Source organism: Carboxylicivirga marina (genome assembly GCF_016612505.1).
In the GTDB taxonomy this organism is placed as follows: domain Bacteria; phylum Bacteroidota; class Bacteroidia; order Bacteroidales; family Marinilabiliaceae; genus Carboxylicivirga; species Carboxylicivirga marina.
The window spans coordinates 24,207-41,883 of record NZ_JAENRR010000023.1; the positions used below are offsets into that span (position 1 = coordinate 24,207).

Here is a 17,677-nt window from a genome sequence, read left to right on the forward strand (position 1 = left end):
TCGAAATATTTACTTATTTTGTTTTAGTTCTTAAGCAAACAAAAATACGAAAATGCTGATAATTGGAATCTCCGGAGGCACAGGTTCGGGCAAAACAACTGTAGTTCGTAAGATAATAGATCAACTGCCTGCAGGAGAAGTGGCCATCTTACCACAAGACTCATATTATAAAGATAGCAGACACTTGCCTTTGGAGGAGCGACAGAAAATTAATTTTGATCATCCTAATTCTATTGAGTGGGAATTGCTCATTAAGCATATTGAAGAATTAAAAGCCGGGCGATCGATTGAGTTGCCACAATATTCGTATCTCACCTGTACACGCTCCGAAGAAACCATAAAGGTGGAACCACGCGATGTAGTGATTGTGGAGGGAATCTTGATTTTGGGTAATAGTGAATTGCGCCAGCTAATGGATTTGAAAGTATTTGTACATGCCGATGCCGATGACCGTTTAGCACGAGTGATTCAACGCGATATTAAAGAACGCGGCCGTACGGTTGAGAAAGTTTTGGAGCGATACGATGATACGGTTAAGCCAAGTCACCTGCAGTTTATTGAACCAACCAAGCGCTATGCTGATTTAATAGTGCCGCAAGGCGGACAAAACCAAATTGCTATTAATATATTAACCCACTTTATCGAACGAAACTTAACCAGCCTAAACGAATAAATTATGCTTGACAATGTAAAAGTCGACGATATCATGTTCTTGGATATCGAAACTGTACCACAAGAAGCCACATTTGATAATGTAAATACTGACATGCAATTGCTGTGGGAGAAGAAATCAGCTTATTTTCGTCAGGAAGATGAATCGCCTGCCGATGTTTATGGTCGGGCAGGTATTTATGCCGAGTTTGGGAAGATTGTATGTATATCTGTTGGTGTCATCTCAGCTCGGGGAGGTAAGCGCATCTTTAGAGTAAAATCTTTTGCAGGCGATAATGAAAAGGTGTTACTTGAAGACTTCGGCCAGATGCTTAATCACTTTGCTCGTGATGTACACAAGAATATTTGTGGTCATAATGCCAAAGAATTTGATTTTCCATACATCGCCCGGCGTATGTTAATTCATGGTGTGAAGTTGCCTCCTATTCTTGATGTGGCAGGTAAGAAGCCATGGGAAGTGAAATTTCTGGATACCATGGATATGTGGAAATTTGGTGATTATAAGCATTACACATCGTTAAATTTGCTCACCACAATATTTAATATCCCATCACCAAAAGATGATATTGATGGTAGTCAGGTAGCAGCTGTTTTTTATGAAGAAAATGATGTGGAACGCATTGCTCATTATTGCGAAAAAGATGTGTTGGCTACTGCTCAGTTGTTTTTGCGCTTAAAAGGTGAAGCGTTAATCAATGAAGATGATGTTGAGCATGCGTAGAAGTTGAACTGTTTATGCGATATTTCAATTCTTAATATCGACATAAGGATCAATCCAATAAAAAATAAGCCAAGGTTTTAATTAACAACTCAGGTTGCTCGGCATGAAGCCAGTGACCTGCTTTGGGGATGGTTACCAACTCGGCATCTTTAAAGTATTTACGCATAATGAGGGTGTCTTCATCCATCACGTAGCCCGATTTCTCACCACGAATAAAAATTGAAGCAAGCTTAACTCGGTTGTTTTCGGGCGAAAGGTGAGAAAAACCATCCATGATCTGCTCTAGTTGCTTTTTTATTATCTGAAGGTTTAAGCGCCAATGATAACTGCCGTCTTTTTTGCGTTCAATGTTTTTAAGTAGAAATTGCCTTAAGCCTGTATCAGGTAGTTTAGTCGCTAGTTGCTTATCAATAGCTTGTCTTGAGCTCACACCTTCAAGATTGATTTCCAACAAGCTCTCAATGATTAGCTGATGATTATTGGTAATCTGTGCATAGTTACTAAACGAAGCATATGATTTTGGAGCAATGTCTAGTATGACCAGTTTATTAATTCTATCGGCATTTGAAAGTGCAAAGCGCATGGCTGTTTTTCCTCCCATGGAGTGGCCCATCACATGCGCTTTGTCAATGTTTTTGTCGTTAAAAAACTCCAACAGATCATCTGCCATACTATCAAAATCGTGAATGTCGCTATGGGGCGATTGCCCATGGTTTCGTTGGTCAAGAATGTATATATGATAATCCTTCTCTAACTGACGGGCAATTGATACCCAATTATCTGAAGCACCATACAATCCATGCAATATCACAATTGTAGGACCGGCTTGACCATATTCACGATAAAATAGCTTCACGCTTTTATTTAATTAGTTGTTGTTGATAGAGTTGAATGGTTTTTTCCAAGCCAATATATAAGGCATCACTAATTAAGGCGTGTCCTATCGATACTTCTTTTAAATAAGGAATACGTTCGTTGAAGTATTTCAGGTTGTCAAGATTTAAATCGTGACCAGCATTAATTTTTAGGCCAATCTTATTAGCTAATTCAGCTGCTTCAACAAATGGTGCTATGGCAGCTTCTCTGTCTTTGGCATAATCTGTAGCATAAGGCTCAGTATACAATTCAATACGGTCGGTATTTGTTTTAACGGCCCCTTCAATATTTTTTAAATCGGTATCAATAAATATAGAGGTGCGAATACCTGCTTCGCTAAACCGGCCAATAACGTCTTGTAAAAACGTTAAGTTATTAATTGTGTCCCATCCGGCATTTGATGTTAATGCTTCTGGCGGATCGGGTACCAAGGTAACCTGATGTGGGCGTGCTGCCAGCACCAAATCAATGAATTCCTTTGAAGGATAGCCTTCTATATTAAATTCAGTTTTAATGGCAGGACGAATATCATGTACATCCTGGTAGCGAATGTGTCGTTCATCCGGACGTGGGTGAACGGTGACACCGTCGCCTCCAAATTCCTGAACATCTATGGCTGCTTTTAATACATTAGGAGTATCTCCACCACGAGAATTTCGCAGTGTGGCCACCTTGTTTATGTTAACACTTAGTTTAGTCATTGCTGTTTAATTGATGAACACCCGTTCTGCTTTGATTAAATACTAAATAAACTATCGGTTAATTTTGTTTGTTATAATGTTTGACAGTATTTTTAATACTCAAACAAATACACCTGAAAAGGGTTCTTTGTTGTCGCGCAAAATTATAAAGTATTTCCAAAAGTAGTCTATGTTGGCAAAAGAATTAATATCAGAGGTGGTACCATCACTAAAAACTTCAGACACAGGGCTCGATGCTCTCAACTGGATGGAGGTTTTCAGGGTGTCGCATTTGCCCATAGTCAATAATCGTTCTTTTTTAGGGCTTATCAGCGATGTTGATATTTTTGATTTAAATAAGGCTGAAGAGGCTTTGGGTAATCATTCTCTGTCATTTACACGGCCTTATGTGTATGCGCATCAGCATATTTTTGATGTAATTGAAGTGGCTTCACGTTTGAAGTTAACAGTGGTACCTGTGCTTGATAAAAATGAAGAATATCTGGGCTTGATTACACAAAGTGATTTATTGCACACATTTGCCGATTTGGTAGCAGCACACAATTCAGGAGGTGTTATTGAGCTTGAATTGTTACCAAATGATTATTCGTTATCTGAGATTTCGAGAATTGTTGAGGATGCAGATGCTAAAGTATTAAGCTTATATGTGTCGCAGCCGACTGGCTCCGAAAAGTTATGTATCGCCATTAAACTCAATAGAGTTGATGTGCGACCTGTGTTAAATGCTTTTGATAGATATGATTATTCAGTAAAAACGACCTATGTTGGGGATGATTCCTACGATGATACTGTGAAAAAAAACTACGACGCACTAATGAGGTATCTTAATATGTAGTAGTTAAAAATGGAATATGGGTAAGGCTTGTTACAATGCCGTTAAGTTTAATTGTCTTTGCATAGTGATGTGCTTCAGCGTGCTAATGTCATATGCTGAGGTTAAATCAGCGGCAGAAAGTCAGCAAGCGCGGGATGGTTATGTTATTGTTCAGCAAATAGTGATATCCGGAAATAAAATCACAAAGCCTCGCGTTATCCTTAATGAGCTTATTTTTCATCAAGGCGATAAACTAATGGTCGATAAATTAGGGCAAGTCGTTAAGCGAAGTCGTCATAATCTGTTGAATACAGCCTTGTTTAATTATGTATCTATTCGATACACCATTCAATCAGATAATAGTGTCGTTTTTCATGTGAGTGTCGATGAAAGATGGTACTGGTGGGTGTTTCCAATATTTGAAGTTGCCGATCGTAATTTAAGTGCTTTTTTTAATAGTGGAGACTGGTCGCGTGTTAATTATGGTGTTTATCTAAAGCGTGATAATTTCAGAGGGAGAAACGAGAAAATTATCGCACGGGTGCGATTAGGATTTACCACACAAATATTGCTTGGGTATATGTCGCCCGAATACAACCGTCGTGGCGGTTGGGGAGCGATGTTCGATTTTCGGATGCACGATCAGTTGCCATACATGACAGAAGGCAATCAGCAATTATTTAAAGCACTCGAAACGGAATTGGCGCAGGTGACTTACACGGGAACGCTGTATTATACCATTCGTTCAGGTATCTATAATAGACATCGCTTTGAGGCTTTTTACAATCAATTTAGTGTAAGTGATTCGATTATTGATTTAAATCCTAATTACCTGACGCCCGATGCCAATAGGCTTCAGTTCATCGAGCTGAGATACGAGTATGAATTTGATAAACGAGATTCTAAAGTTTATCCTTTAAAGGGTACAAGGCTTAGGGCGAATGTAACTCAATCTGGTCTTGGAATTTGGCAAGATGAACTGAATAATCTTAAGTTAGGTGCCCAGCTCGATAAGCATATTCGTGTCGGACCCAGATGGCATTGGAGTAGTTTGCTTTATGGCGAGTATAATACCAGTAACTCACTTCCATATGTGATGAATGCTGGGAGTGGATATCGGAGTTTTTTAAACGGATATGAACTGTATGTGATCGATGGTACCAGACAAGGAACCATGAAAAATCAGATGCTTTTTACATTATTACAACCTCGAATGAAAAAATTAGGTTTTATGCCTTTAACGCAATTCGCAAAAATTAACTATGCGTTTTATTTAAAGGCGTATTATGATTTTGGATACGTATGGCAAGATAATCCACCAATAACTAATACATTTGCCAATGATTGGCAGTATGGTTATGGTGCCGGCCTCGATTTTGTGACTTTTTACGATATGGTTTGGAGCTTTAATTATTCGGTTAATAAGTTTAATCAACATGGCTTTTTTGTACATTTTAACTTAGCCATTTAATAGTAATATTTGACTCATGCGTATAGCTGTTTTTGGAAAGCAATTTGGTGAGGTATTTTATAATGCCTGTAAGGGCTTGTTCCAGATTCTTAAGGAAAATAAAGTTGAAGTATCTATCTATAAACCCTTTTATGAGTTTTTGCTAACCCATGTAAAAATGAAGCCCGAAGTTTCTGGCTTTTTTAATGTGCATGACGAAATTGTTGATGCTGATCTGGTTTTTAGTATTGGCGGTGATGGTACCTTTTTAGAAGCAGTTACTTTTGTTCGCGATAAAGGGATTGCAATAGTTGGTATAAACAGTGGTCGATTAGGTTTTTTAGCAGATATATCACAAGGCGAAATGAAAGTCGCTATTCAGGAAGTGCTGGAAGGACGTTATAGTGTTCGTCAACTTGACCTGATAAAACTGGATACCGGCGGAGGCCACTTTAATGATTATAATTTTGCATTAAATGAGTTAGCGATTTCTAAACGCGATAGCTCGGCAATGATTACCATTCATACTTATGTGAATGATGATTTCTTAAATTCCTTTTGGGCTGATGGATTAATTATCTCAACGGCAACAGGTTCAACCGCCTATTCTTTAAGTGTAGGTGGCCCAATATTACATCCCGATAGCAAGAGTTTTATAATTACGCCAATTGCACCTCACAACTTAAATGTTCGACCTGTAGTGGTGCCTAATGATGTTGAGATAACATTAAAAGTCGAGGGGCGTGATTCTAAATTCCTTGCTTCGCTCGACTCCAAAAGTGAGGTGTTTGAAAATTCCGTTCATCTGAAAGTTAAAAAAGCCGGTTTTCATATTAATGTCATCGAACTCGAAGGGCATTCATTTTTTACAACTTTGCGTAATAAATTGATGTGGGGCGTCGATAAGCGCAATTAATCTTTATTTTAGTACAATATTTTTTTTAATGTGGTGTTTAAAATGTATCGTTTGCTGGCGAAGCGATAAGTGCAAAATAATGCCATATCATGTATCCTTTATAGAAATGCTAAATAGTTTATTCGCATATTTCTTAAAAAGTAAATCGGCGAAAGCCTTTTTAATGCTAATTGCGTTGGTCATTCAAATTCAATCTGCTGCGTCGCAGGATAGACTCGAATTAGGTGGATTTGTTGGCAGTTCATATTACTTTGGTGATTTAAGTAAAGGTGTGCCTTTTGCCAATGCTCATCTAGCAGTAGGCGGTATTGGTCGCTATGTTTTTACCGATCGGATAGCTTTGAAAGGGATGGCACTCTTTGGAAATATCAGTGGCGATTATCAAGGACAGGATTTAAAATACCTCGAATCGTCTGATGCTAATTATGCTTTTCCGCGAAGTATTGGTGATGTTTCGGCTCAGGTCGAGTTTAATTTTCGTTCGTACGATCATAAATTTATATCCAATACCACCTTTACGCCATACATTTCTGTGGGGCTTGCCACAACTATTTATAACAGAATTAATACAGATGATGAAAATTCTGCCGGCAAACCAAGTTTTATATTATCTTTGCCGTTCGGTGTAGGTGCGAAGTACAAGATTAACAAATATATTCGGGTTGGGGCCGAATGGACCTTTCGAAAAACATTTGTTGATGACTTGGACTACAGGGGAGAAGGAAGTATCGATCCTTCTGACCCATATGGATTTGGAGAGAGCACTTTTACCCATAACAACGATTGGATATCGTTTGCAGGTGTTTACGTGACAATAAGTATGCTGAAGCGTAAAACCAAATGTAATGATGGTATAAAAAAATAGACAGGTTGAAAGTATGTCGTTAAAAGACGAACTGAAGCAAGATAGGTTACCCAGCCATGTGGCGATAATTATGGACGGAAATGGACGCTGGGCAAAGAAACGTGGCAACTCCCGTATGTTTGGACACAAGCATGGTGTAACAGCTGTTAGGGAAGTGACCGAATCAGCGGCCGAACTTGGGATCAATTTTTTAACGCTCTATGCATTTAGTACCGAAAACTGGAGTCGTCCAAAAACAGAGGTCGATGCACTAATGAGCCTTCTGGTTTCTACCATCAGTTCTGAAACATCCACTTTGATGAAGAATAATGTGAAGCTTAATGCAATTGGCTGTACAGAGTCATTGCCATCAAGCGTTCAGGCAAAGTTGGATACCTGCATTCAAAAAACATCTGCCAATACCGGATTAACTTTAACATTAGCGCTTAGCTATAGTTCTCGATGGGAAATCATTGAGGCTGTAAAGCAAATAGCCGCAGATGTAAAAGATAATCAGCTTAATATTGATGATATAAGTGCTGATGTGATATCAAATCGAATGGCTACCTCCGGAATTCCTGATCCTGAATTAATGATCAGAACGAGTGGTGAGCATCGAATAAGTAATTTTTTACTTTGGCAGTTAGCTTATTCTGAGCTATATTTCTGCGATATTTTATGGCCCGACTTTAGGAGAGATGATTTTTATCGGGCTCTGCTTGATTTTCAAGGACGCGAAAGGCGCTTTGGAAAAACAGGTGATCAAATAAAAAAATAAGGTGAAGGCATTGTGAAGTAGAGGAATGTGAAGTGGATGCTGGCCGAAAACGAACAAACTAATGAATTGCATGGAAGGTAATATGCGTTATAAAGTATTATTTGTTTTTCTATTTATATTATCCATTATAAATATAAACGGACAAACTTCTGATGTTCCGAACATATCGTACTCGGGTACACCCCGAAAATATATAATTGCTGATATTGAAGTGACAGGGGTGCAAAATCTCGATCCAAAAATATTGGTTAACATCAGTGGACTAAAAGTGGGACAGCAAATTACCGTTCCTGGTGATGAAGTCTCCGAAGCGATTAGAAGGTACTGGCAACATGGCCTTTTTTCTGATGCTAAAATAAAAGCTACAAAAATTGAAGGTCGGGAAATTTACCTCGAAATTTATCTTAAAGAGCGCCCTCGCCTATCTGAAATGTTCTTCTCAGGATTAAAAAAGAATGAGATTGAAACGGTAGAGGAAAAAGTGGCCATGATGAAAGGTTCGCAGGTGACTCCTTTTATGGTATCACGCGCCGAAAAATACATTACTGATTATTTTGTTGGAAAAGGCTTCTATAATACTGAGGTAAACATTGTTCAAAAAGATGATCCGGCAAAGCCAAATCACGTAACACTTGATATCAATGTAGATAAAAAGGATAAGGTAAAGGTAAATTCCTTATCGTTTGAAGGTAACGAGGTGTTAAGTGATAGTAAGCTTAATCGTACCATGAAAAAGACCAATGAAAAAGGTCAGGTTCTTAATTTTTTCCGAACAAAGAAGTTTGTGGTTGAAAAATATGAAGAAGATTTAGCTGCTGTTCTTGGGAAGTATAACGAAATGGGTTATCGCGATGCACGCATCGTAGCAGAAGAAGTTTCCAAAAACATAGAAGACAATACCGTTGATGTTACGCTTGTAATTGAAGAGGGTAACAAGTATTATTTTGGTGATATAAAGTGGGTAGGTAACACTATTTATCCTTCTGAGTTATTAGATTATAACCTGCGAATTCAAAAAGGAGATATTTTCAATCAAACCTATTTGGATGAACGTCTGATAAGTGATGAAGACGCGGTTCATAACTTATATATGGACAAAGGTTATCTGTTCTCAAATATCTCTCCAATTGAAACTGGAGTGCGTGGTGATACCATCGATATTGAGATGCGTATTTATGAAGGGCAGCAGGCTACTATTAATAAGGTCATCATTCGTGGTAACACCAAAACTCACGAACATGTGGTTCGTCGCGAGGTTCGTACAAAACCAGGACAATTATTTAGTAAGTCAGAATTGATTCGTACAGTACGAGAATTGGCTCAACTAGGTCACTTCGATCCTGAAAATATTTCGCCAGATGTACAGCCAAACCCTGATAATGGAACAGTTGATTTGGTTTATCAGTTAGAAGAAAAAGCGAATGACCAGATTGAATTATCCGGTGGTTGGGGTGCAGGTATGTTTGTAGGTTCATTAGGTTTGAAGTTTACAAACTTCTCAATGCGTAACTTCTTTAATAAAGAAGCCTGGCGCCCGCTTCCGACTGGTGATGGTCAAACATTGGCTTTAAGAGCACAGACAAACGGTAAATTCTACCAATCATATAGTTTATCATTTACCGAACCATGGTTAGGTGGTAAGAAGCCAAACTCATTAAGCTTCTCAATTTATCACTCAATTCAAACCGGCGTAAGTTCAAGTTATTACGATCCACGTTATAGTTACGGTGGTGGCTACGGTGGTGGTTATGGCGGTGGGTATGGTTACGGTGGTGGCTATGGAGGTATTACCGATCCTGATGCAATCGACCAGCATATGAAAATTACTGGTATGTCTCTGGGTTTTGGAAAACGTCTTCGCTGGCCTGATGATTTCTTCTCATTATATACCGAAGTAAGTTATCAGCGTTACGATTTGTTGGATTGGAATTATTTCATCATGCAAAATGGTATTTCCAATAACCTGAATTTTAAAGTAATGTTGAGTCGTCGTTCTATCGATAATCCAATTTATACTCGTAATGGTTCTGATTTCTCAGTTGGGCTTGAATTCACACCACCTTGGTCAGCCTTCCAGGAAGGTAAAGATTGGACCAGTGCTTCAGATGAAGAAAAATATCAGCGCATCGAATATCATAAATGGACGTTTAAAGGAGCCGTGTATAAACCTGTTGACAATGCCAACAAACTGGTTGTGATGGGTAAAATGGAAATGGGCTTCTTGGGGTATTACAATAAAGATCTTCAATCACCTTTTGAGAAATTCGTATTAGGTGGTGACGGAATGGCCGGATTTAGTATGTATGGTAGTGAAACGATTGGATTACGTGGTTACGAGAATTCATCACTAACTCCATATAATACCAGTGGTTCATATGATGGTAATATCTATAATAAATTAACGATGGAAGTTCGCTATCCTTTAGCTCTTCAACCGTCGGCTACTGTTTTTGCTCTCGCATTCCTCGAAGCTGGTAATGCCTGGAGTCAGTATGAAGACTATAATCCATTTGAGTTGAAACGTGCGGCTGGTGTTGGTTTAAGAATTTTCTTGCCAATCTTTGGTTTAATGGGTATTGATTGGGGTTATGGATTTGATGATAGCTTCTATCGTAGTAATGCAGGTGGTAGTCAATTCCACTTTGTTATTGGTCAAAGCTTCTAAAAATGAACTCGATAAGTGTTTGGTTTGATTTTTGTGTAGATAGGGTGTACTAAAAATTTAAGCTATGAGAAAAATCGTTCTTTTATCATTATTATTTATTGGGCAACTAACATTTGCTCAAAAGTATGCTTTTGTTGATTCAGATTACATCTTACGTAATGTGCCTGCTTACGAAGCTGCAAACGAGCAGTTATCGCAATTGTCATCTAAATGGCAAACGGAAGTGGAACAGCGATTTGAAGAAATAGCACAGTTGTATAAAAATTATCAGGCCGAGAATGTCTTCCTTTCAAATGAGATGAAAGTGAAACGTGAGAATGAAATTATTGAGAAAGAGAAGCAGGCAAAACAATTGCAGCAGAACTATTTTGGACAAGAAGGGGAATTGTTTAAGCGCCGAGAAGCTTTAATTAAGCCAATTCAAGATGAAATTTACAACGCCATAGTTGATATTTCTGCTGAGAATAATATAGCAGCTGTTTTTGATAAAGCATCAGGAATGGGCATTATGTATGTTGATACTAAATACGATATCAGTGATGATGTGCTGATAGAGTTGGGATATAAAAGTGAATAACTAAAATAGAAAATATGAAGATTTACTACACACTGGTTGTGACGCTATTACTAGCGGTAAGTGCTGTTAATGCACAGCAACCAATGAAATTCGGACATATTAACAGTACTGAAATATTGCAGGCGATGCCTGAATTAAAATCTGTAGAAACACAGATGGAAGCGGAGTTTAATGAAAAGGAAGCTCAGTTTACAACGATGCAGGAAGATTTACAAGCTAAGCAACAAGCCTACCAACAGGAAGCCGTAGGACTATCGGCCACTGACAGAGCAGCTCGCGAACAAGAATTAATGGAAATGAACCAAAAGGTTCAGAATTACTATATGTTGTCACAACAGCAAATTCAAGCCAAACAAAATGAGTTGCAAGCGCCAATTATTCAAAAGTTAAAGGCTGCCATTCAGGAAGTTGGTGACGAAGAAGGTTTTTTGTATATCTTTGAGATGACAAGTCGCGTACCTGTATTTGCCTCAGATAAAAGCATTGATGTTGCGCCATTAGTAAAAGCAAAATTAGGAATTCAATAATCACGAAATTAAAGATATAAGATATGAAGTTTTTAAAAGTATTAGTAGTTATTGCTGCCGTTGCTTTTGCAGGAAAAGTTCAGGCACAAGATTTAAAGTTTGGTCATGTTAACATTCAGCAAATGGTATCTGAATTACCTGAAAAAATTTCTGCAGATGCCGAATTGCAGGCTGAAGCTCAAAAGTTACAAGAGCAATTACAGGTAATGGAGCAGGATTTAGGTACAAAGTATAATACATACATGGCTCAGCGCGATACTTTACCTGATTTAATTCGTGCGACTAAAGAAAAAGAGATTCAGGATTACCAGCAGCGTATGCAGCAGTACAGCCAGATGGCACAACAATCATTAGGTCAAAAAGAGCAGCAGTTGTTACAGCCTATCATTATGAAAGTTCAAAAAGCTATCGATGAAGTGGGTCAGGAGCAAGGTTTGATCTATATATTTGACATTAGCACTCAGGTTGTGGTTTATCACTCTGATAAAAGTATGGACTGTGCCCCTCTGGTAAAAGCTAAGTTGGGCGTTCAGTAAATATAACGATATAACTTTTTTAAGCGGGTGGCTATGTATAGTCACCCGCTTTTGTATCTTTAACTTTCTAATGCTTAGTTATGAAAGAGACAGGACCAATTGCCGTTTTTGATTCTGGATACGGGGGCTTAACGGTACTAAATAAAATCAGACAGCATTTACCGCAGTATGATTATATCTATCTGGGTGATAATGCGCGCACACCTTATGGCACGCGTTCATTTGAAGTGGTTTATGAATATACTCTCGAGGCTGTTAAGAAGTTATTTGATATGGGAGCTCATTTAGTTATTCTGGCTTGTAACACGGCATCGGCTAAGGCATTACGTAATATTCAACAAAAGGATCTGCCAAGTATCGACCCTGATAAACGTGTTTTAGGAGTTATTCGTCCAAGTGTAGAAGTCGTCGATAAGTTGAGTAATTCTAAGCATGTTGGTGTTTTGGGAACAGTCGGAACGATTCAATCTAAATCCTATTCAATGGAAATAAACAAGTTATTCCCTGAAATTAAAGTATCTCAGGAGGCTTGCCCGATGTGGGTGCCATTGGTTGAGAACAATGAATTCAAAAATAATGGCGCCGATTATTTTGTGAAGCAAAGCATTGACGGCATACTTGATCAAGACACGAATATTGATACCATTATATTAGGATGTACACATTATCCTTTACTTATTGATAAAATTAGAAAGTACTTACCTACAGGTGTAAATATTATAGAGCAAGGTGACATTGTTGGCGAAAGTCTGAAAGATTATCTAAGGCGACATCCGGAAATGGAACAGAATTGTTCTAAAAATGGCTCAGTAAGTTTTTATACGACCGAGCAGGTATCTAAGTTTAAACAAACCGCCGGTATATTCTTTGAAGGTCAACTCAATGTTGAGCATATGATATTATAAAAGCTATCAGCCATTAATATACAGCTGATAGCTTTAAGTCTATTTTTCTTCACCATCTTCTTTAAACCAACCCGCATACATTAAGTAGTTGTTGGCTATTTTCTGAACCATTTCTCTCGACTGTTCAGGCTCTATATCTTTGAGCTTTTTTGCAGGAACACCAGCATAAACACTGTTGGGTTCAACAATGGTTCCTGTTAAAACCAATGAATTAGCCGCAATAATTGAGTTAGAGCCTATAACTGCATGATCTAAAACAGTAGCACCGATACCAATCAATACATTATCCTCTATTTTAGCGCCATGGATGGTTACGTTGTGGCCAATTGATACATTATCGCCGATTTCAACTATTGATTTCTTATAAAGCGTATGCAAGACTGAACCATCCTGGATATTAACTTTATTTCCAATACGAATGGAATTAACATCGCCACGTAAGACTGCATTAAACCAGATACTGCAATCGTCACCCATTTCAACATCGCCTATTATTGTGGCGTTTTCTGCCAAGTATGCATTTTTACCAATTTTTGGCGTAAAACCTCTTACTGTTTTTATTAGTGCCATATTTTGTTTTGTTTGTAATTATACAGATATTTAAATAAGTTATGGTTGTGGATATCTAATTGGTGGGACAAAAATACAATCAACTTTTTTAAGAATTAAATGGCTGAGGAATTAAGTGCAGCATTGTAAACTAATAATTAATACAATATCGGAATGTTAAAAAATGTGTTGTATAACACAAGGGGTACATGTGTTAAACATGACAAATGTCAATATGTCAACATGAGCATATCTCTACCTTTAACCCAGTATTAGAAGAGGAAATTAATGTTGAATCGAACTGGTTTGATAACATTGATTTCCTTTTTATCGATTGCTTAACTTTGTTTTAATATATAGATACAAATCAGAACCTTATCAATCATGGGTAAAAGGTCAAAAGTTATTGAAAGAGATGAAGTAGTAGTAAGGTTTTCTGGCGACTCCGGTGACGGAATGCAGTTGACAGGAACCCTATTCTCTTACACCTCTGCAATTTTCGGAAACGACATCTCAACGTTTCCTGATTATCCATCTGAAATTCGTGCCCCTCAAGGTACCATTAGCGGTGTTTCCGGTTTTCAGGTGCATTTTGGACATACGGAAGTTTATACTCCAGGTGATTATTGTGATGTACTGGTAGCAATGAATCCTGCAGCTCTAAAAGCTAATGCAAAATGGATGAAGCCAGGTGGTACAGTTGTACTTGATGTGGATAGTTGCGACGAAAAGAATTTGCGTAAAGCTGGTTACGAAACCAACGATCCAATTGCTGAAAGTAAACTGCGCGATTACAATATTGTAAAGGCTCCAATCACAACTCTTACTAAAGAGAGTTTAAAAGATATGGGCTTAGACAATAAAAGTATTTTGCGAAGCAAGAATATGTATGCCCTTGGTTTGGTTTACTGGTTGTTTGATAGATCTTTAGATCATACTAAAGAATATATAAAGAAGAAATTTGCTAAAAACCAGCTTGTTGTTGATGCAAACGTAAAAGTATTGGATGATGGGTATAATTATGGAAATATTATTCAGGCTTTAACACCCTCTTACCATATACACCCAGCGGATATCAAAAAGGGGAAATATCGTAATCTAAGCGGTAATGTAGCGGTTGCTTGGGGATTTTTGGCTGCTGCAGAAAAGAGTGGATTGGAGTTATTCTTGGGTTCATACCCTATCACGCCGGCTACCGAAATTCTTCAGGAGCTTAGTGCGCGTAAAGATTTAGGTGTGAAAGTGTTTCAGGCCGAGGATGAAATTGCAGGAATTTGTACAACTATAGGTGCAAGTTTTGCTGGTAATTTGGCTGTAACAACTACATCCGGACCCGGTTTAGCATTAAAAGGCGAAGCTATTGGACTAGCTGTTATTGCTGAGTTGCCAATTGTTATTGTTAACGTTCAGCGTGGAGGTCCTTCAACAGGTCTGCCAACAAAAACAGAGCAATCGGATCTTATGCAAGCACTTTACGGTCGTAATGGAGAAAGTCCAGCTGTTGTAATTGCGGCCAGTTCGCCAACTAATTGCTTTGATTATGCTTTTTATGCAGCAAAAATTGCAGTTGAACAAATGACACCAGTTATACTATTGACTGACGGATTTTTAGCGAATGGTACACAGCCTTGGCGCCTGCCAAATATGGAGGAGTGGCCTAAAATTGAAGTCCCAACTGCTGATGTTAATGATAAAACCTGGCATCCTTATAAGCGTGATCTAGAAAAAATGTCACGTTCATGGGCTAAGCCAGGAGTTGCAGGTTTAGAACACCGTATTGGTGGCTTAGAGAAGGATGAACATTCAGGTGCTGTTTCTCATGATGCACTAAACCACCAGCGAATGGTAGAGATCCGTGAGGAAAAAGTACAGAAAATTGCTAATGTGGTTCCGGAACTTGAGTTATTAGGTGACGAAGATGCAGATATACTTGTTGTTGGCTGGGGTGGTACTTTCGGTCATTTATTTACAGCTGTTGATGAGTTGCAAAGCGAAGGACATAAGTTGGCTTTAGCACACTTTAACTACATTAAGCCATTACCGCGTAACACTTATGAGGTATTAAAGCGTTACAATAAAATTGTAGTTTGCGAATTAAACCTTGGGCAATTTGCCGATTATCTGACAATGAACTTCCCTGACATTCAAACTTTACGTTTTAACAAAGTACAGGGACAACCATTTACGGTAATAGAATTAAAAGAACACTTTAAAACATTGTTGGAGGAATAAATGATGGCTGAAAATTGTCAAGTAAAATTTACTGAATTTAAAAGCGACCAAAGTGTAAAGTGGTGTCCGGGTTGTGGAGACCATGCCATTCTTAATTCTGTTCAGAAGGCTATGGCCGCTTTAGGATATAAAAAGGAAGAAGTAGCCGTTATTTCTGGTATCGGCTGTTCATCACGTTTCCCATATTACATGGAAACATATGGGTTTCATACCATTCATGGTAGGGGTTCGGCTGTAGCATCAGGCGTGAAGGTTGCTAACCCTGAGTTAAAAGTATGGCAAATTACAGGTGACGGTGATGCTTTAGCTATTGGTGGTAACCACTTTATTCATACCATTCGTCGTAATATTGACATTAATGTTATTCTTTTCAATAACCAGATATATGGATTAACCAAAGGACAATATTCACCAACATCCAAGAGAGGATTTATTTCTAAAACGTCTCCTTTTGGAACAGTTGAGTCACCATTCCGACCTGGAGAATTATGTATTGGAGCTCGCGGACAGTTTTTTGCGCGTTGTATCGATACCGATATTAAGCACTCAGTTGTGATGTTGGAAGAGGCTGCAAGACACGAAGGTACTTCGATTGTTGAGGTATTGCAGAACTGTGTTATCTATAATGATAAAACACACAATGCCATTACTGATAAGAAGCACTCAACCGACCGTACCATTAAACTTGAGCATGGTCAGCCAATGATTTTTGGTAAAGAGAAAAACAAAGGTTTAATGCTTGACGGATTAAACCTTAAGGTAGTTACTATTGGCGAAGAGGGTATCACTGAAGATGATATTTTGGTTCATGATGCACATTGCGATGATATTACTTTGCACCTGAAACTCGCTGATATGGAGTATCCTGAATATCCTGTTGCTTTAGGTGTGATTCGTTCTGTACAAGCGCCTGTTTACGATCAATGTATTGAAGAGCAGTTGGAGGCTGTGCAAGAAAAATCAAAAATCAAATCTTTCACTGATCTAATTCATTCAGGTGATGTGTGGGACGTGGAATAATATTTATTATTGAGTTAGCAAAAAAGCCGTTCATGGAATTTTCCAGAACGGCTTTTTATATTTTTATAATTACTTTTTGATTTGAATTACTTCGATAGTAATGAGTGTGTGAAGTGTTCAAGCATATCTTTAACCTCTTCATAATTGTCATCTTTGACCTTCACATCGGTTAAGCGAGGCAAGTGAATGGCAAAATAACTATGGCTATTAGCCATTTCAAATAAATTACTTGCCAGAGCTCTAGGGTAAGGGAAGTCGGCATTGACTTCAGAAATGACGCTTGCTACTTTTTCGCATAGCATCTTGTAATTCGAAAAGAAACCAACAGTATTTTCCTTATCAACTAATTTGGTATAATAAGCTTTTGTGCCTTCTGCAATAATTAAACGATGCAAAACACTCTCATTTACGTAATCTATTGCCGGATTTTCTTTATGAGCAAATACCAATGTGGAAATGATGATATTAAGGCGCTCCTCAGCCGATTTAATATTCATTGTATTGATGTCAATTAAGTAGCTCACCCATTCCCAATACCATGATACGAGATAAAGCAAGAGTAAGTGCTTATTCTCAAAATAACGATATACAGACGCCTCAGTTGAGTTCATTTTAATTGCCAGCTTTTTGAAAGTAAAAGCTTCGAAGCCAATTTCATCAATTAAAAGAATACTGTGCTTGATAATATTCTGACCTAAAGACGTCTCCTGCGGATCTCGCAAGTAGAGTTTGTCGTTTAAACTTATTTTTATTCCAATGGACATAATGGCAAAACTTATTTAATACAAAAGTAAAATTTTTTTTGAACAAGTTTGTGATTTTGACGTTCTAGTAATACATAGGGAGCGGATAGTATTACTATAATAAAGAAAAGTAATATATTTGCATCGAATT

General features: G+C 38.0%; 18 protein-coding genes. 14 read left to right on the forward strand and 4 right to left on the reverse strand.

The window, feature by feature from the left end:
* Nucleotides 1-52 precede the first annotated feature (52 nt).
* Nucleotides 53-673 (forward strand): uridine kinase, encoded by a 621-nt coding sequence (gene udk, locus JIV24_RS10990; RefSeq protein WP_200465088.1) that lies wholly within the window; start codon nucleotides 53-55, stop codon nucleotides 671-673.
* Between the two features lie 3 nt (nucleotides 674-676).
* On the forward strand, nucleotides 677-1,393 hold the full coding sequence (locus JIV24_RS10995) for a 3'-5' exonuclease (protein WP_200465089.1): 717 nt from the start codon (nucleotides 677-679) through the stop codon (nucleotides 1,391-1,393).
* A 49-nt stretch (nucleotides 1,394-1,442) separates the two neighbouring features.
* Here JIV24_RS10995 and JIV24_RS11000 read toward each other — a convergent pair whose 3' ends face one another.
* Both JIV24_RS11000 and JIV24_RS11005 read right to left on the reverse strand, forming a co-directional pair.
* Nucleotides 1,443-2,249, reverse strand: a complete 807-nt coding sequence (locus JIV24_RS11000; RefSeq protein ID WP_200465090.1) for an alpha/beta fold hydrolase — start codon at nucleotides 2,247-2,249, stop codon at nucleotides 1,443-1,445.
* 4 nt (nucleotides 2,250-2,253) lie between these two features.
* Entirely contained in the window at nucleotides 2,254-2,970 is a 717-nt protein-coding gene (locus JIV24_RS11005) for a pyridoxine 5'-phosphate synthase (protein ID WP_200465091.1), read from the reverse strand.
* Between the two features lie 169 nt (nucleotides 2,971-3,139).
* Here JIV24_RS11005 and JIV24_RS11010 point away from each other — a divergent pair, with 169 nt between their 5' ends.
* The 10 genes from JIV24_RS11010 (at nucleotide 3,140) to murI (ending at nucleotide 12,982) form a co-directional block, all read left to right on the forward strand.
* Nucleotides 3,140-3,805 (forward strand): CBS domain-containing protein, encoded by a 666-nt coding sequence (locus JIV24_RS11010; RefSeq protein ID WP_200465092.1) that lies wholly within the window; start codon nucleotides 3,140-3,142, stop codon nucleotides 3,803-3,805.
* Between the two features lie 16 nt (nucleotides 3,806-3,821).
* The gene (locus JIV24_RS11015; protein WP_200465093.1) at nucleotides 3,822-5,255 is read left to right on the forward strand and encodes a POTRA domain-containing protein; all 1,434 of its coding nucleotides are present in this window, start codon (nucleotides 3,822-3,824) and stop codon (nucleotides 5,253-5,255) included.
* Nucleotides 5,256-5,271: 16 nt separating this feature from the next.
* A complete protein-coding gene (locus JIV24_RS11020) occupies nucleotides 5,272-6,150 on the forward strand; it encodes an NAD kinase (protein WP_200465094.1) in 879 nt (292 codons plus the stop codon).
* Nucleotides 6,151-6,229: 79 nt separating this feature from the next.
* The gene (porG, locus tag JIV24_RS11025; RefSeq protein ID WP_234445793.1) at nucleotides 6,230-7,015 is read left to right on the forward strand and encodes a type IX secretion system protein PorG; all 786 of its coding nucleotides are present in this window, start codon (nucleotides 6,230-6,232) and stop codon (nucleotides 7,013-7,015) included.
* 13 nt (nucleotides 7,016-7,028) lie between these two features.
* Entirely contained in the window at nucleotides 7,029-7,772 is a 744-nt protein-coding gene (locus tag JIV24_RS11030) for an isoprenyl transferase (RefSeq protein WP_200465095.1), read from the forward strand.
* 61 nt (nucleotides 7,773-7,833) lie between these two features.
* Nucleotides 7,834-10,437, forward strand: coding sequence for an outer membrane protein assembly factor BamA (gene bamA / locus JIV24_RS11035; RefSeq protein ID WP_234445794.1), 2,604 nt, complete (start codon nucleotides 7,834-7,836; stop codon nucleotides 10,435-10,437).
* 64 nt (nucleotides 10,438-10,501) lie between these two features.
* Nucleotides 10,502-11,014 (forward strand): OmpH family outer membrane protein, encoded by a 513-nt coding sequence (locus JIV24_RS11040; protein WP_200465096.1) that lies wholly within the window; start codon nucleotides 10,502-10,504, stop codon nucleotides 11,012-11,014.
* A gap of 14 nt (nucleotides 11,015-11,028) precedes the next feature.
* On the forward strand, nucleotides 11,029-11,541 hold the full coding sequence (locus JIV24_RS11045) for an OmpH family outer membrane protein (RefSeq protein ID WP_200465097.1): 513 nt from the start codon (nucleotides 11,029-11,031) through the stop codon (nucleotides 11,539-11,541).
* A 23-nt stretch (nucleotides 11,542-11,564) separates the two neighbouring features.
* Nucleotides 11,565-12,077 carry an OmpH family outer membrane protein gene (locus tag JIV24_RS11050; RefSeq protein WP_200465098.1) on the forward strand — a complete coding sequence of 171 codons (513 nt, stop codon included), beginning with the start codon at nucleotides 11,565-11,567 and terminating at the stop codon, nucleotides 12,075-12,077.
* Between the two features lie 80 nt (nucleotides 12,078-12,157).
* The gene (murI, locus tag JIV24_RS11055; protein WP_200465099.1) at nucleotides 12,158-12,982 is read left to right on the forward strand and encodes a glutamate racemase; all 825 of its coding nucleotides are present in this window, start codon (nucleotides 12,158-12,160) and stop codon (nucleotides 12,980-12,982) included.
* Nucleotides 12,983-13,021: 39 nt separating this feature from the next.
* Here murI and JIV24_RS11060 read toward each other — a convergent pair whose 3' ends face one another.
* Nucleotides 13,022-13,552: a gamma carbonic anhydrase family protein gene (locus JIV24_RS11060; RefSeq protein ID WP_200465100.1), complete on the reverse strand. Its 531-nt coding sequence runs from the start codon at nucleotides 13,550-13,552 to the stop codon at nucleotides 13,022-13,024.
* Between the two features lie 363 nt (nucleotides 13,553-13,915).
* Between JIV24_RS11060 and JIV24_RS11065 the strand changes: the two genes are divergently transcribed.
* Together JIV24_RS11065 and JIV24_RS11070 are read left to right on the forward strand one after the other, a co-directional pair.
* Nucleotides 13,916-15,763 carry a 2-oxoacid:acceptor oxidoreductase subunit alpha gene (locus JIV24_RS11065; protein ID WP_200465101.1) on the forward strand — a complete coding sequence of 616 codons (1,848 nt, stop codon included), beginning with the start codon at nucleotides 13,916-13,918 and terminating at the stop codon, nucleotides 15,761-15,763.
* 3 nt (nucleotides 15,764-15,766) lie between these two features.
* The gene (locus tag JIV24_RS11070) at nucleotides 15,767-16,783 is read left to right on the forward strand and encodes a 2-oxoacid:ferredoxin oxidoreductase subunit beta (protein WP_200465102.1); all 1,017 of its coding nucleotides are present in this window, start codon (nucleotides 15,767-15,769) and stop codon (nucleotides 16,781-16,783) included.
* Nucleotides 16,784-16,869: 86 nt separating this feature from the next.
* Here JIV24_RS11070 and JIV24_RS11075 read toward each other — a convergent pair whose 3' ends face one another.
* Nucleotides 16,870-17,547, reverse strand: coding sequence for a TetR/AcrR family transcriptional regulator (locus tag JIV24_RS11075; RefSeq protein WP_200465103.1), 678 nt, complete (start codon nucleotides 17,545-17,547; stop codon nucleotides 16,870-16,872).
* Nucleotides 17,548-17,677 lie beyond the last annotated feature (130 nt).

Excerpts from the sequence above, each read along its gene's own strand:
- udk (WP_200465088.1), top strand. The coding sequence starts at position 53 with ATGCTGATAATTGGAATCTCCGGAGGCACAGGTTCGGGCAAAACAACT.
- JIV24_RS10995 (WP_200465089.1), top strand. The coding sequence starts at position 677 with ATGCTTGACAATGTAAAAGTCGACGATATCATGTTCTTGGATATCGAA.
- JIV24_RS11005 (WP_200465091.1), bottom strand. The coding sequence starts at position 2,970 with ATGACTAAACTAAGTGTTAACATAAACAAGGTGGCCACACTGCGAAAT.
- JIV24_RS11010 (WP_200465092.1), top strand. The coding sequence starts at position 3,140 with ATGTTGGCAAAAGAATTAATATCAGAGGTGGTACCATCACTAAAAACT.
- JIV24_RS11015 (WP_200465093.1), top strand. The coding sequence starts at position 3,822 with ATGGGTAAGGCTTGTTACAATGCCGTTAAGTTTAATTGTCTTTGCATA.
- JIV24_RS11020 (WP_200465094.1), top strand. The coding sequence starts at position 5,272 with ATGCGTATAGCTGTTTTTGGAAAGCAATTTGGTGAGGTATTTTATAAT.
- porG (WP_234445793.1), top strand. The coding sequence starts at position 6,230 with ATGCCATATCATGTATCCTTTATAGAAATGCTAAATAGTTTATTCGCA.
- JIV24_RS11030 (WP_200465095.1), top strand. The coding sequence starts at position 7,029 with ATGTCGTTAAAAGACGAACTGAAGCAAGATAGGTTACCCAGCCATGTG.
- bamA (WP_234445794.1), top strand. The coding sequence starts at position 7,834 with ATGAATTGCATGGAAGGTAATATGCGTTATAAAGTATTATTTGTTTTT.
- JIV24_RS11040 (WP_200465096.1), top strand. The coding sequence starts at position 10,502 with ATGAGAAAAATCGTTCTTTTATCATTATTATTTATTGGGCAACTAACA.
- JIV24_RS11045 (WP_200465097.1), top strand. The coding sequence starts at position 11,029 with ATGAAGATTTACTACACACTGGTTGTGACGCTATTACTAGCGGTAAGT.
- JIV24_RS11050 (WP_200465098.1), top strand. The coding sequence starts at position 11,565 with ATGAAGTTTTTAAAAGTATTAGTAGTTATTGCTGCCGTTGCTTTTGCA.
- murI (WP_200465099.1), top strand. The coding sequence starts at position 12,158 with ATGAAAGAGACAGGACCAATTGCCGTTTTTGATTCTGGATACGGGGGC.
- JIV24_RS11060 (WP_200465100.1), bottom strand. The coding sequence starts at position 13,552 with ATGGCACTAATAAAAACAGTAAGAGGTTTTACGCCAAAAATTGGTAAA.
- JIV24_RS11065 (WP_200465101.1), top strand. The coding sequence starts at position 13,916 with ATGGGTAAAAGGTCAAAAGTTATTGAAAGAGATGAAGTAGTAGTAAGG.
- JIV24_RS11070 (WP_200465102.1), top strand. The coding sequence starts at position 15,767 with ATGGCTGAAAATTGTCAAGTAAAATTTACTGAATTTAAAAGCGACCAA.
- JIV24_RS11075 (WP_200465103.1), bottom strand. The coding sequence starts at position 17,547 with ATGTCCATTGGAATAAAAATAAGTTTAAACGACAAACTCTACTTGCGA.